This is a genomic window from Streptomyces sp. NPDC034085 (assembly GCF_055575555.1).
Window position 1 is genome coordinate 253,592 of sequence record NZ_JBVISL010000006.1, and the last position, 13,717, is coordinate 267,308.

At 75.4% G+C, this 13,717-nt stretch carries 11 protein-coding genes and 5 tRNA genes; 8 read left to right on the top strand and 8 right to left on the bottom strand.

The annotated features are described in order from the left end of the window. Positions 1–13: 13 nt before the first annotated feature. From cobT to ACZ501_RS22465, 3 genes are all read left to right on the top strand, one after another. On the top strand, positions 14–3,397 hold the full coding sequence (cobT, locus tag ACZ501_RS22455; protein WP_468797528.1) for a nicotinate-nucleotide--dimethylbenzimidazole phosphoribosyltransferase: 3,384 nt from the start codon (positions 14–16) through the stop codon (positions 3,395–3,397). A 604-nt stretch (positions 3,398–4,001) separates the two neighbouring features. After that, positions 4,002–5,225, top strand: coding sequence for a uroporphyrinogen-III C-methyltransferase (cobA, locus tag ACZ501_RS22460; RefSeq protein WP_362466560.1), 1,224 nt, complete (start codon positions 4,002–4,004; stop codon positions 5,223–5,225). Positions 5,226–5,267: 42 nt separating this feature from the next. After that, positions 5,268–6,083: a TrmH family RNA methyltransferase gene (locus tag ACZ501_RS22465; protein WP_267035793.1), complete on the top strand. Its 816-nt coding sequence runs from the start codon at positions 5,268–5,270 to the stop codon at positions 6,081–6,083. A gap of 48 nt (positions 6,084–6,131) precedes the next feature. Here ACZ501_RS22465 and ACZ501_RS22470 read toward each other — a convergent pair whose 3' ends face one another. Continuing rightward, positions 6,132–7,310: a serine/threonine-protein kinase gene (locus ACZ501_RS22470; protein ID WP_468797531.1), complete on the bottom strand. Its 1,179-nt coding sequence runs from the start codon at positions 7,308–7,310 to the stop codon at positions 6,132–6,134. A 549-nt stretch (positions 7,311–7,859) separates the two neighbouring features. Here ACZ501_RS22470 and ACZ501_RS22475 point away from each other — a divergent pair. After that, positions 7,860–8,045, top strand: coding sequence for a hypothetical protein (locus tag ACZ501_RS22475; RefSeq protein WP_361611717.1), 186 nt, complete (start codon positions 7,860–7,862; stop codon positions 8,043–8,045). A 232-nt stretch (positions 8,046–8,277) separates the two neighbouring features. Here ACZ501_RS22475 and ACZ501_RS22480 read toward each other — a convergent pair. The 5 genes from ACZ501_RS22480 to ACZ501_RS22500 form a co-directional block, all read right to left on the bottom strand. After that, positions 8,278–8,349: transfer RNA gene (locus ACZ501_RS22480), tRNA-Val, on the bottom strand. A 48-nt stretch (positions 8,350–8,397) separates the two neighbouring features. After that, positions 8,398–8,469, bottom strand: a tRNA-Val gene (locus ACZ501_RS22485). A gap of 19 nt (positions 8,470–8,488) precedes the next feature. Next, positions 8,489–8,560: transfer RNA gene (locus tag ACZ501_RS22490), tRNA-Val, on the bottom strand. 1 nt (position 8,561) lies between these two features. Next, positions 8,562–8,635 (bottom strand) — tRNA-Cys (locus tag ACZ501_RS22495). A gap of 40 nt (positions 8,636–8,675) precedes the next feature. Then, positions 8,676–8,748, bottom strand: a tRNA-Gly gene (locus ACZ501_RS22500). Between the two features lie 181 nt (positions 8,749–8,929). Here ACZ501_RS22500 and ACZ501_RS22505 point away from each other — a divergent pair. Genes ACZ501_RS22505 through ACZ501_RS22515 form a run of 3 tightly spaced genes read left to right on the top strand, consistent with a single transcriptional unit; the run spans position 8,930 to position 11,717 of the window. Beyond that, positions 8,930–10,027: a chorismate-binding protein gene (locus tag ACZ501_RS22505; protein ID WP_468797534.1), complete on the top strand. Its 1,098-nt coding sequence runs from the start codon at positions 8,930–8,932 to the stop codon at positions 10,025–10,027. Further along, complete coding sequence (locus tag ACZ501_RS22510; protein ID WP_361609915.1) at positions 10,024–10,845, top strand: aminotransferase class IV; 822 nt, start codon at positions 10,024–10,026, stop codon at positions 10,843–10,845. Before ACZ501_RS22505 ends, ACZ501_RS22510 begins: the two co-directional genes overlap by 4 nt. A 47-nt stretch (positions 10,846–10,892) precedes the next feature. Continuing rightward, a complete protein-coding gene (locus tag ACZ501_RS22515; protein WP_468797537.1) occupies positions 10,893–11,717 on the top strand; it encodes a GNAT family N-acetyltransferase in 825 nt (274 codons plus the stop codon). Here the strand turns inward: ACZ501_RS22515 and ACZ501_RS22520 are convergent. Continuing rightward, on the bottom strand, positions 11,714–12,217 hold the full coding sequence (locus tag ACZ501_RS22520; protein ID WP_468797540.1) for a DsbA family protein: 504 nt from the start codon (positions 12,215–12,217) through the stop codon (positions 11,714–11,716). The genes ACZ501_RS22515 and ACZ501_RS22520 overlap by 4 nt on opposite strands. Before the next feature lie 152 nt (positions 12,218–12,369). On the opposite strand from ACZ501_RS22520, the gene ACZ501_RS22525 reads away from it, so the two are divergent. After that, positions 12,370–12,798: a hypothetical protein gene (locus ACZ501_RS22525; RefSeq protein ID WP_468797543.1), complete on the top strand. Its 429-nt coding sequence runs from the start codon at positions 12,370–12,372 to the stop codon at positions 12,796–12,798. A gap of 22 nt (positions 12,799–12,820) precedes the next feature. On the opposite strand, the gene ACZ501_RS22530 is transcribed toward ACZ501_RS22525, so the two are convergent. Continuing rightward, positions 12,821–13,501: a dioxygenase family protein gene (locus tag ACZ501_RS22530; protein ID WP_468797546.1), complete on the bottom strand. Its 681-nt coding sequence runs from the start codon at positions 13,499–13,501 to the stop codon at positions 12,821–12,823. Between the last annotated feature and the right edge of the window lie 216 nt (positions 13,502–13,717).

Consider the following 13,717-nt stretch of genomic DNA (forward strand, 5'->3'; position numbering starts at 1 on the left):
GCGAGGGGTACGCATGACTGACACCGGCCAGGTCCCGGGCGAGGGTCACCCGGACAACACGGGCATGGTGGATCAGCAGGGCACGCCCGCTCCGGTCCCGCAGATGCCGCCCCTGCCCCCGATGCCGCCCCAGGCCCCCGCGGGCTACGCCTTCCAGGACCTCGTGGACGACCCGGCCGAGGCCGAGGACGACGAACTGCTGCTGATGCCGAGCGGCCACGGGCAGGGCTCCTGGAGCGACCCGCAGGTGGTGCCGCCGGCGCCGGCCTTCCCGGGTGAGTTCCAGAACGACTTCCCGAACGGCTTCCAGGGCGACTTCCCGGCGGAGCCCGCTTTCACCGAGTACCCGCAGCCCCCCGCCGGCGGCTACCCCGAGCCCGGGCACCTCGGCTTCCAGGAACAGGGCTACCCCGAGGCCGGGTACCCGGCGCCCGGACAGCCCGCGCCCGGCTTCCCCGATGCGGGCTTCCCCGCCTCCTTCGCCGAGCCCGCCGCCTACAGTGCGGGCGCGCACGAGGCCGGCGGCCGCGACTCCGGCTCCCTGGACCTGGGTGGCCTGGTGGCCCCGCCCGCCGCGCAGGTCCCGCCCGCCGCTCCCGTCATGCCGCCGCGCCGGCCGCTGCACATGGGCCCGCCGATGCCCGACGCCACCGGGGGAGTCGTACGCTCCCTCGCGGACCGGGGGCCGGCCGCCGCGCCGGCGGCGCCGGTGACGCCCGCCGCGCCCCAGGCCGCTGCGGCCGCCGTGCCGGCGCAGCCCGTCGCCGTGACGGCGGAGCCGGTGGCAGCCCCCGAGGCGGCGCCGGCTGCCGAGGCGCCTCCGGCTGCCGAGGCGGTGGACGTTGCTCCGGCGGCTGAGGCCCCGGTGGTTGAGGGCACTGCTGCCGAGGCGCCTGCTGCCGAGGCTCCGGCTGCAGAGGCACCCGCTGCCGATGCCGCTGCACCGGCCGCGGAGGCTGCCGCTCCGGCGCCTGAGGCTGCTCCGGCGCCTGAGGCTGCCGCTCCGGCTCCCGAGGCCATTGCCGTGGCCCCTGACGCCGTCCCGGCTGCCGCTCCGGCTGAGCCCGCGGAGGCCGCCGCCCCCGCGGAGGCCGCTGCCCCGCCCGCTGAGGCCGCCCCGGCGCCCGAGGCCCCCGCTCCGGCCGCCGAGGCCGCGCAGGTCGCCCCGGACGCCGCCGCCCCCGAGTACCTGGACCAGCCGGCCGCCGCCCCGCAGCCCGGGGAGGTCCCGCCGCAGGCCGGGACGCCGTGGACGGTGGAGCCGGCCGCCCCGGCAGCCGCCGCCCCCGCCGAGCCGTCGCCGGAGGCCGCCCCGGCCGCCGAGGGGGCCCCCGCGGCTCCCGCAGCCGCCGAGGCCGTCGCCGTCGCAGCCGCGCCCCAGGCACCGGCCGAAGCCGCGCCCGAGGCTCCGGAGCCCGTCGAGCCGGCGCAGGCCGCCGAGCCGGCCGAGGCCCCGGCCGACCCGCAGGCTCCGGCCGAGCCCGCCGAGCAGACCCCCGCGGAAACGGTGGCCCAGGCCGCGCCCGAGGCCCCCGAGCCGGCCGGAGCGCAGCCCGAGCCCGTAGAGCCCGTGCAGCCCGCCGAGGCCCCCGAGCCGGCCGCCGCGGAGGCCGCCGAGCCCGCCCCCGCCGAGGCCGAGGCCCCGCCGGCGGAGCCCGCCGCGGGCGAACCGGCCCCGGCGTACGACGACGCCGAGCGCGAGGCAGTGCTGCGCGTCATGCGCGAGCGCCGCGACATCCGCAAGGGCTTCCGTACCGACCCCATCCCGCACGAGGTGCTGCTGCGCGTCCTCGAGGCCGCCCACACCGCGCCCAGCGTCGGCCACTCGCAGCCGTGGGACTTCGTCGTCATCCGCTCCGCCGAGACCCGCCGGACGATGCACGAACTCGCCCAGAAGCAGCGCGAGGCCTACGCCAAGTCGCTGCCCAAGGGCCGGGCCAAGCAGTTCAAGGAACTGAAGATCGAGGCCATCCTCGACACCCCGGTGAACATCGTCGTCACCGCCGACCCGACGCGCGGCGGCCGCCACACCCTCGGCCGGCACACCCAGCCGCAGATGGCCCCGTACTCCTCCGCCCTCGCCGTCGAGAACCTGTGGCTCGCCGCCCGCGCCGAAGGCCTCGGCGTCGGCTGGGTCAGCTTCTTCGACGAGCGCGAGATGGTCCGCGCGCTGGGCCTGCCGGAGCACCTGGAGGTCGTCGCGTACCTGTGCGTCGGGTACGTGGACGAGTTCCCCGACGAGCCCGAACTGGCCCAGGCGGGCTGGTCGCAGCGCCGTCCGCTGGCCTGGGTCGTCCACGAGGAGACGTACGGGCGCCGCGCGCTGCCCGGCGAGGCCCCGCACGACCTGCTCTCCGAGACCGTCGCCAGCATCCGCCCGCTCGACGCGAAGGCGCTCGGCGAGGCCTGGGAGCGGCAGAAGCGCATGACCAAGCCCGCCGGGGCCCTGGGCATGCTGGAGATCATCTCCGCTCAGCTGTCCGGCCTCTCCCGGGTCTGCCCGCCGCCGATCCCCGAGCCGGCCGCCGTCGCGATCTTCGCCGGCGACCACGGTGTCCACGCCCAGGGCGTCACCCCGTGGCCCCAGGAGGTCACCACGCAGATGGTGGCCAACTTCCTGGGCGGCGGGGCGGTCTGCAACGCCTTCGCCAACCAGGTCGGCGCCGAGGTCTGCGTCATCGACGTCGGCGTGGCCGGGGACCTCCCCGCCACCCCGGGGCTGCTGCCGCGCAAGGTCCGCCCGGGCACGGCCGACCTGTCGACCGGGCCGGCGATGACCCGCGAGGAGGCCATCGCCGCCATCGAGGTCGGCATCGAGACGGCCCGCGACCTGGTCGCGGCGGGCAACAAGGCGCTCCTCACGGGTGAGATGGGCATCGCGAACACCACGGTGTCCGCGGCGCTGATCTCCGTCTTCACGGGGGTCGACCCGTCCGAGGTGACGGGCCGCGGCACGGGCATCAACGACGAGACGCACGCGCGGAAGGTCGACGTCGTACGCCGCGCCCTGGAGCTCCACCAGCCCGACCCGAACGACCCGATCGGCGTCCTGGCGGCCATCGGCGGCCTGGAGCACGCGGCGATCGTCGGCCTGCTGCTCGGCGGAGCCTCCCTGCGCACGCCGGTCATCCTCGACGGCGTGAGCGCGGGCGCGGCCGCCCTGGTGGCCCGCGCCATCGCCCCCGAGTCCCTGTCGGCGTGCATCGCGGGCCACCGCAGCGCGGAACCGGGCCACGTGGCCGCCCTCAACAAGCTCGGCCTGCGCCCTCTGGTCGACCTGGACCTCCGCCTCGGCGAGGGCACGGGCGCCCTCCTGGCCCTCCCCCTGATCCAGAGCGCGGCCCGCGCAATGCACGAGGTGGCCACGTTCGACTCGGCGGGAGTCACGGAGAAGTAGCCCCGGCACCGGCCTGAGCCCCCGCCCCGCTCAACGGGGGGCGGGGGCTTTGCCGTACGCGGCCACGGTGCGGGCCCGCCATCTCCCCCTCGACCCACCGGGGGCGGGGCGGTGGTTGCCCACCCGCCTCCCCGGGTGCGGGTCCGGTGGGCGGGGGAGCGGGGTGCCTGCTGGGCGGTCTCAGGGCTGGTTCGGGGGTTTCCGGGGAAGCCCCCAAAGGAACGGCACGGCCCAGAGGGGGAGCGGCGGGCCCGTCAGGGCTGGGCGAGGGGGCGTTGCCCCGGCCAGCCGGGCATTCCGGGCCCTCTGCGCCTGAGTTCCCGGTGCAGGGGCGCTGCTACCCGCACCGAACACCGACCACAGCGCCCTGCGGCCCACCCAGGCGCAACGGATCGCTACGCGGTCCTCGTTCCAGTGGGGATCCCACCCCCACCCCGACCAGCCGAAACCTCCCGTCCGAAGTTCGCCCCCGCAGGTACCGTCGGAGCCGGCGGGTCGTATCGTGGTCCCGGACGGGCGCCCCGCACTGCGTGCCCGTCACGCCGCTCCAGCGCAGCAGCGGCCCCGCCGACCAGACCCCGCCGCATCAGGAGCCGCAACCGCCATGGCAAACCCGGCACACCCCGCCTACCCCGTAGGACTCCGTCTGGCAGGGCGCCGCGTCGTCGTCATCGGCGGCGGGCAGGTCGCCCAGCGCCGCCTCCCCGCGCTGATCGCCGCCGGTGCCGACGTCCTGCTCGTCTCCCCCTCCGCGACCCCCTCCGTGGACGCGATGGCGGAGACCGGCGAGATCCGCTGGGAGCGCCGCCGCTACCAGGACGGCGACCTCGACGGTGCCTGGTACGCGCTGATCGCCACCCGGGACCGGGCCGCCAACGACGCGGCCTCCGCCGAGGCCGAGAGCCGCCGCGTCTGGTGCGTGCGCGCCGACGACGCCGACGCCGCCACCGCCTGGACCCCGGCCACCGGCCGCGTGGAGGGCGTCACCGTCGCCGTGCTGAGCGGCAACGACCCGCGCCGCTCCGCCGCCGTGCGCGACGCCGTCGTCGAGGGGCTGCGCGACGGTTCCCTCACCGCCGCCCGCCCCCGCGTCCCCGGCGTGGCCCTCGTCGGCGGCGGGCCCGGCGACCCGGACCTGATCACCGTGCGCGGCCGCCGCCTGCTGGCCGAGGCCGACGTGGTCATCGCCGACCGGCTCGGCCCCCGCGACCTGCTCGACGAGCTTCCGCCGCACGTCGAGGTCATCGACGCCGCGAAGATCCCGTACGGCCGTTTCATGGCCCAGGAGGCCATCAACAACGCCCTGATCGAGCACGCCAAGGCCGGCAAGGCCGTGGTGCGGCTCAAGGGCGGGGACCCGTACGTCTTCGGCCGCGGCATGGAGGAGCTCCAGGCCCTCGCCGAGCACGGCATCCCCTGCACGGTCGTGCCCGGCATCTCCAGCTCCATCTCGGTGCCGAGCGCCGCCGGGATCCCCGTCACCCACCGCGGGGTGGCGCACGAGTTCACCGTGGTCAGCGGCCACGTCGGACCGGACGACCCGCGCTCCCTCGTCGACTGGGCGGCCCTCGCCAAGCTCACCGGGACGATCGTCATCCTCATGGGCGTCGACAAGATCGGCCTGATCGCCGAGGCCCTGGTCCGCCACGGCCGCTCCGCCGACACCCCCGTCGCCGTCGTCCAGGAAGGCACCACCGCCGCCCAGCGCCGGGTGGACGCCACCCTCGCGACCGTGGGCGAGACGGTCAAGGCGCAGGAGGTCCGTCCGCCCGCCGTCATCGTGATCGGCGACGTCGTCCGCGTCAACGCCCCCCTCGCCGGCGCCTGACAGGCCGTTGGCACCGCACCCAGGACAAGGCAGTATCACCCTGTGGCTGATCTCATCACCATCGAAGACCCCGACGACCCGCGCCTGCGCGACTACACGGGCCTGACCGACGTCGAGCTCCGGCGCCGCCGCGAGCCCGCCGAGGGCCTGTTCATCGCCGAGGGCGAGAAGGTCATCAGGCGGGCCAAGGACGCCGGGTACGAGATGCGCTCGATGCTGCTGTCCGCCAAGTGGGTCGACGTCATGCGCGACGTCATCGACGAGCTCCCCGCCCCGGTCTACGCCGTCAGCCCCGACCTAGCCGAGCGGGTCACCGGCTACCACGTGCACCGCGGCGCCCTCGCCTCGATGCAGCGCAAGCCGCTGCCCACGGCGCAGGAGCTGCTGGCGTCGGCCCGCCGGGTGGCCGTCATGGAGGCGGTGAACGACCACACCAACATCGGGGCGATCTTCCGCAGCGCCGCCGCCCTCGGCATGGACGCCGTGCTGCTGTCGCCCGACTGCGCGGACCCGCTGTACCGCCGGTCGGTGAAGGTCTCGATGGGCGCGGTGTTCTCCGTCCCCTACGCCCGCCTGGAGGCCTGGCCCAAGAGCCTGGACTCGGTCCGGGAGGCCGGCTTCAAGCTCCTCGCGCTGACCCCGCACGAGAAGGCCTCGCCGATCGACGTGGCCGCCCCGCAGACCCTGGAGCGGGTGGCGCTGATGCTGGGGGCGGAGGGCGACGGGCTGTCCACCCAGGCGCTGGTCGCCGCCGACGAGTGGGTGCGCATCCCCATGGCCCACGGCGTCGACTCGCTGAACGTGGGCGCGGCCGCGGCCGTCGCGTTCTACGCCGTGGCCGGCAGCGGCCGCGCGTAGTCAGGGACCGTACGGAGGGGGTGGCGCGCCGGACGGTGCGCCGCCCCCTCAGAGTTTCTGCGCGAGGGCGATGCCCAGGGCCACGAGCAGGGTCACCACCACGAACACGATCAGCCGCTGCCGCAGCAGCTTCGGGTCCGGCCGCGACGGGCGGCGGCGCCCGGTGCCGGTCGTACGGGGTCCCGGGCGGCCTCCCGCCCGCCCGGCGGTGGAGCCGGGGTTGCGGGACGACGAGGGCCGCGACGGGGGCCCGCCGTGGTGCCCCTGCGGCCGGGCGACGGGCGTGGCGCTGCCCGTACGGCGCTCCGTGCTGCGGTCCGCCTGGCCCGGGCCCCGCTCGGCGGGCCGGGCGGCGGGCCGCTCGACGCGGGCCCGCTGCGCCGGCGGGCGCCCGTCGCCCAGGCCCTGCGCCTCGCGGGCGGCGATCTCCTTGAGCCGCATCGACAGCTGGAGCGTGGTCGGCCGTTCCTCGGGATCCTTGGCCAGGCACGCCCGGACCAGCGGCGCGAGGGCGTCGGGCACCCCCACCAGATGCGGCTCCTCGTGCACCACGCGGTACAGCATGACCTCGGAACTGCCGTGCCCGAACGGCGAGTCGGCGGTCGCCGCGTAGGCGAGGGTGGCGCCGAGCGCGAACACGTCCGTGGCGGGGGTGACGGCGGCGCCGCGCACCTGCTCGGGCGCGAGGAAGCCGGGGGAGCCGACGGCGGTGCCGACGTGGGTGAGGGTGCTGGCCCCCGTGGCCCAGGCGATGCCGAAGTCGATGATGCGGGGGCCCTTGGGGGAGAGCAGGATGTTCGAGGGCTTCAGGTCCCGGTGGACCACCCCCGCCTCGTGCACGGCGACCAGGCCCTCGGAGAGCGCGGCGCCGATCGCGGCGATCTGCGCGGCCGTCAGGGGGCCTTCCTCGGCGACCTTGTCGTGCAGCGAGGGGCCGGGTACGTACTGGGTGGCGAACCAGGGCCGCTCGGCGTCCAGGTCGGCGGCCACCAGCCGCGCCGTGCAGCCGCCGCGGATCCGGCGGGCGGCGGACACCTCGCGCGCGAAGCGCGAGCGGAACTCCTGGTCCTCGGCCAGGTCCGGCCGGATCACCTTGAGGGCCACGCGCTGGCCGCGCCGGTCGGACCCGAGGTAGACCACGCCCATGCCGCCGGCGCCGAGTCGCCGGTGCAGTCTGAACGAGCCGACGACACGCGGGTCCTCGCGCCGGAGCCGCATCATCGCCATGTCCACCCCGCTGACCGGTCGTCCTGTTGACCTGGCACAGCTTACGGACCATCCGGCACGAGCGCTCAGAGGCCGCGCCCTCGTCAGGGGATTCGATTGTCAGTACGGGCAAGCCACTTGAGGGTGTGACAGCTCCCGTATCCGCCCCCGCCTGCCCCCGGCCGGCCGTCCCAAACACCCCTCCGCCCAAGGGGATTGGCGCCCGTGCCGCACCGCCGGGCGGCTTCCCCCGCGGGGGGCGGGCCGGCCCGGGCGGCCGGGACCGCCAACACCCCGCGCGCAGACACGCGTGTGCGGGGAGTGACGGAAGTGAGCGAAGTCACTACCCTCCGGTCATCCCCTCCGGGAAGACCCCCATCACGGGGGAGGGATCTCCACCCAGGGGAGTAGGCGGAGACCGGCCTCGTCATCCTCCTGGAGGCCCGCCAAGGGGTACGAGGGCATGAGGCCAGGAGCCCTTCCGGAGCCTAGTGTTGAAGACAAGCGGCGGGTGGCGCACTCGTCCCCCGAGGTCACGAGCCCGCCGCTGCAGACGACAGGGAGAGGACCATGGCGGGCATCGCACGGCAGGGACGCAAGGCATTCGCGTTCAACGGCCATGAGTCCGGCACGCGCCACCCACTGGTGGCCGCGGCCATGGTGCTCCCCCTGGCCGCCCTCCTGCTCTTCCTCTTCGGAGGCTTCGATCAGGTGGCGGCACAGGCGTCGTCCGTGGGCGTGATGCTGGGGCGCTGAGCGGCGCCCCGGGCCCGGAAGAGCGGTCCGGGCCGGGACATCGGCCTGTCGTACCCCGTGGGGACGGGGGCGCGACGGACGGCAGGTGAAGGGTGCTGCCCGTACGACTGGGGAGTCGGACGGGCAGCACCCTTTCTCACGCCCCGTGACCCCCTGGCACCACTGCCGCCCCTTGAGGCATACGGGAACGCGGAAGCCCCGGCCGTCGAGACGGCCGGGGCTTCCGGTGCGGTGCGCGATACTGGGATTGAACCAGTGACCTCTTCCGTGTCAGGGAAGCGCTCTCCCGCTGAGCTAATCGCGCGGGCTGCGGTAGAGAACCGCAGGTCAGGCAAGTGGTGCAGGTGCTGCGTGCGCGATACTGGGATTGAACCAGTGACCTCTTCCGTGTCAGGGAAGCGCTCTCCCGCTGAGCTAATCGCGCGGGGGTCCTTGCGGACCGGTGGACGATACTGGGATTGAACCAGTGACCTCTTCCGTGTCAGGGAAGCGCTCTCCCGCTGAGCTAATCGTCCTTGGAGGTGGAGACGGGATTTGAACCCGTGTAGACGGCTTTGCAGGCCGTTGCCTCGCCTCTCGGCCACTCCACCTCGGAGTGTGCAGGGGTTCTCGGGAAGATCCCCCACTCAGAGCGGACGACGAGACTCGAACTCGCGACATCCACCTTGGCAAGGTGGTGCTCTACCAACTGAGCTACGTCCGCAGTGTCACCGTGTTCGCTCCGGGGTTCTCCCCCTTCGCTCCCTGGCGACGTGTTGAACTCTAGCGGATTCCCGGGCCAGCTCAAAAACGCGTTTCCGCAGCGTGCTGCCGCCCGATCACCAGCGGTCACCCGGCGGTCACCTCACCGGCGCCATCCCGCCACCGGTCATAGACTCGCAGCCGTGCACGACCTGCCTCCCCTGGCCCGCTTCGGCGGCCTCCTCGCGACCGACCTCCGAGACGTCACCAGTGACCCCTCCGCCCTCGACTCCACCGGGTTCTGGGCGGTGGCCGCCGACTTCGAAGGCCGGCTGGTCTGCGCGCGCTTCGGCGACGTACGCCCCGACCCCGTGCCGGCGCCCGTCACCGGGGCCTGGCGCGGGCCGGCCGTCGGCCAGTGGTCCTCCTCGCTCGACCGCGCCGCGTACGTGGCGGGCGTGCGCCGGATACGCGAGTACATCGCGGCGGGGGAGGTCTACCAGGCCAATCTCTGCCGGGTGATGTCCGCGCCCCTGCCCGATCCGGCCGCGGCCGACGTGGACGCCCTGACCGCGCTCCTCGCGCGGGGCAACCCCGCCCCCTACGCAGGAACGATCCGGCTCCCGGCGCACGGCGTCGAGATCGCCACCGCCTCCCCGGAGCTCTTCCTCAGCCGCGCGGGCCGCCACGTCGAGTCCGGCCCGATCAAGGGCACCGGCCGCACCGCCGCCGACCTGCTGCCCAAGGACCACGCCGAGAACGTGATGATCGTGGACCTCGTACGCAACGACCTCGGCCGCGTCTGCGCCACCGGGTCCGTCACCGTGCCCCAGCTGTGCGCCGTCGAGGAACACCCCGGCCTGGTGCACCTCGTCTCCACCGTCAGCGGCGAGCTCGCCGACACCACCGGCTGGCCCGAGCTGCTCGCGGCGACCTTCCCGCCCGGCTCCGTCACCGGCGCCCCCAAGTCCTCCGCCCTGCGGATCATCGAAGAGCTGGAGACCGCCCCCCGCGGCCCCTACTGTGGGGGCATCGGCTGGGTCGACGCAGACCTGGGCACCGCCGCCCTCGCCGTCGGCATCCGCACCTTCTGGATCGACCGCGAGGCCCCCGGCGGCCCCCGCCTCAGCTTCGGCACCGGCGCCGGCATCACCTGGGGCTCCGACCCGGAACGGGAGTGGGCGGAGACCGAGCTGAAGGCCGCCAGGCTGGTCGCACTGGCCTCCGGGGGCCCCATACCCGGCACGGCGGCGCCGGCCGCACACGAGACGCACGACCTGAGTGGAGGAACCGTACGGTGAGGATCTGGCTCGACGGCACGCTGCGCGACGCCGAGGACGCGAAGGTGTCCGTACTGGACCACGGCCTGACCGTGGGCGACGGGGTCTTCGAGACGCTCAAGGCCCAGGACGGGACGGTCTTCGCCCTCAGCCGGCACCTGGAGCGGCTCACCCGCTCGGCCCGCGGCCTCGGCCTGCCGGACCCCGACCTCGACGAGGTGCGCCGCGCCTGCGCCGCCGTACTGGAGGCCAACCCTATGCCGCTCGGCCGGCTGCGGATCACCTACACCGGCGGGGAGTCCCCGCTCGGCTCCGACCGGGGCGACACCGGGCCCACCCTGGTCGTCGCCGTCGGCGAGACCACCCGCCGCCCCGACACCACCGCGGTGATCACCGTCCCCTGGGTCCGCAACGAGCGCTCCCCGCTGACCGGCCTCAAGACCACCTCCTACGCCGAGAACGTGGTCGCCCTGGCCCGGGCCAACCGGGCGGGAGCCTCCGAGGCCCTCTTCGCCAACACCGTCGGGCAGCTCTGCGAGGGCACCGGCTCCAACGTCTTCGTCGTCCTCGACGGGGAACTGCACACCCCGCCCGTGGCGTCGGGCTGCCTGGCGGGCATCACCCGCGCGCTGGCCGTCGAATGGACCGGCGCGAAGGAGACCGACCTGCCCTTCGACGCCCTGGAGCACGCGGAGGAGGTCTTCCTGACCTCCACCCTGCGCGACGTACAGGCCGTGCACCGCGTCGACGGCCGCGTCCTGGCCGCCGCGCCCGGCCCCGTCACCGCCAAGGCCATGCGCGTCTTCGACGAGCGCGCCGCGTCCGACATCGACCCCTGAGCCCCCGGCCCGTGGTCACGGCGGCGCCGGGCGGGTAGAACTCGACGGTGACCACCACCCTGCGGCCGAGCGGCCCGCTTCAGCAGAGCGAATCCGGCGCGCGCTCGCGCCCGTACGAGGTCCGCGTCAACAGCCGGCGCGTCGGAGCGCTGCTGATCGCCGCCGACACGCCCTTCGGGCCGACGGTGGGGGAGATCCGCGACCTGGCCGTCGACGAGCCGGACCGGCGCCGCGGCCGCGCCACGGTCGCCGCCCTCGCGGCCGAGGAGGTGCTGCGCGGCTGGGGCTGCCGCCGGGTCCGGATCTCGGTCCCGGCCGGCTCGGCGGGCGGACTGCGGCTCGCCGCGGCCCTCGGGTACGCCGAGTACAGCCGCGACCTGGCCAAGGAGCTGCCCGCCGCCCCTCCCGCCCTCTCCGAGGGGGTCCGGGGCCGGCCCATGACCCCGGCCGAGTACGAGGCCTGGAACGTACGGGCCCGCGCCGGCTACGCGGCGAGCTGGGCCGCCCGCGGGATGCCGGAGGAGGCCGCGCGGGCCAAGGCCGAGGCCGACCACGACGCGCAGCTGCCCCAGGGCCCCGCCACCCCGGGGGTGACCATCACCGTCCTGGAGGCGGCCGGCACGCCCGTCGGCCACCTCTGGCTGGCGGCGGCGGGGGAGGGCGCGTACGTCTACGACGTCGCCGTCGCCGAGGAGCACCGCGGCCGCGGCCACGGCCGCGACCTGATGCTGCTCGCGGAGCGCACGGCACTCGCCGGGGGCCACCGGACGCTGGCGCTGCACGTGTTCACCGCCAACACCCCCGCCCTGCGCCTGTACGAGTCCCTCGGCTACCGGCCCACCCGGCTGAACTACGCCAAGGACCTGATCTAGGCGGACCCGCCCGCGAGCAGCCGGTCCGCGATCTCCTCGATGCGGGCGCGCAGGCCCTCCTGGCTCTTGCCGCCGTCCAGGCGCTCCCCGGCGATCACGTACGTGGGGGTGCCGGTCACGCCGATGGCCTTGCCCTCGGCCTGGTCGGCGTCCACGATCAGGATGTGCCGCCCGTCGATCAGGGCGGTGTCGAACTCCTCGACGTCCAGGCCGAGTTCACGCGCCACATCCAGCAGGACGGCCTCGCCGCGCTCGCCCAGCTCGCCGGTCCGGGCCAGGACGGCCTCCGCGTACGGCCAGCCCTGCCCCTGCTCCGCGGCCTCCTCGGCGGCCTGTGCGGCGGCGAAGGCGTGCTTGTGCTTCTCCAGCGGGAAGTGCCGCAGCCGGATGTCCATCCGGTCGCCGTAGCGGGCCCGCAGGGCCCGCACGTCGTCCAGGGCGCTGTGGCAGTCCGGGCACTGGAGTTCGCACCAGACATCGAGGATCACGGAATCGGTCATGCGAACAGTCTCCCAGACCCCCTGGGGAGGAGATCCGACCCCGAGATGTCCCGGAGATCGGCGCGGACGGGCCCGTGGCCGTGGCCGCCGCGGCGGCGGCCGGTGCAGGATGGAAGGGACGGACCGACCACCGCCGACAGCCGGAGGACCGCATGCTGGCCGAGACCATATGTTCCGCGGTGTCCGCGGCGGGCCTGGGCATCGCCGCGCTGACCGCGTACCGCAAGCGCTTCCTCGCCGCCACGCGGATCGCGGCGTACGCGCTGGTGCCGGTGGGCCTGGTGCTGACCGGCGTGGTGGAGTGGGTGTCCGGGATGGCCTTCAAGCCGGCCGTCTGGATCGGCTTCGGCCTGCTGGGCCTGGCCTGGGTGCTCTTCATGACCACCCGGGCCGTGGAGCGCAGGAGCCCGGGCAGGGCCCCCCGGGCGCCCAAGGCGGCCGCGGGAGCGCCCGGCCGCGACGCCGTCGCCCCCGGCGCCTCGGCCCCCTCCCTCGGCGGCGGACGGCGTCAGGACGCCGCGGCCGCTCCGGCGGACGACTTCTCCGACATCGAGGCCATCCTCAAGAAGCACGGCATCTGAACGGCGGGCCCGGACGACGCCCCTAGGCGAGCCCCACGGTGAACGCCGCGCGGTAGCCGGTGCCGGCCCGGACGGGGGTGAGGGTCATCCGGCCGCCCGCGGCCCGGTAGCGGTCGTCGTGGGCGTTGGGGTCGCGGGGTGCCTTGCGGCGTGCGTAGGGCTGGCGGCCGTAGACCTCCCGCAGGAAGGCGTCGGGCAGGAAGAACTGCGAGGTCGTCTCGGTGTCCCCGTCGGGGCGGACCTTGAAGTGGATGTGCGGTGCCAGTCCGGCGTACCAGCCCGGCACGATCGTGGTGAAGGCGCAGCGGCCGGATCCGTCGGTGACCTGGACCCCGCGCAGGTAGCTCTCCCGGCCCTCCGAGTACACGCCCGCGGCATCGGCCTGCCAGATGTCGACGGCGGCGCCCGCGAGCGGCCGGCAGCCGTCCGCCGCGCCCACCACCGTGAGCTCCAGCCGCAGCGGCACGCCCTCGCGGCCCTCGGTGACGTCCGAGCGGGTCCGGCCCCGGCCGACGTAGTTCGGGCCCGCTCCCGACCGCACGGCCAGGACGCAGTCCGGGGTGGCGCCGCCCGACGGAGCGGGCGCGGCCCTGCCGGGGGCGGCGGGGTGGGCGCAGGCCGCGGTGAGCGCGGCGATCCCGGCGGATCCGGCGGTCAGCAGGAGGGTCCGGCGGCTGGTCGGGCAGGTGCCCTGGTCGGTCATGCGAACCCCTCACGCGTGCGCCCGGGGCCGTCGCGCGCGGACGGCCGCCCACCGCGCCCACCGTGCCGCACCCCGCCCTGCGGGCCCGCGACCGACACACGGCCGACCGGGGGGACCGCCCGGGGGCGGGTCCTCGTACCCGATGCGGGGCCGGGCGCGGGGGAGAAGCCCCGGTAAACCACCTGAACTGACGAGAGAAGGCGAACTGCCGCGTCC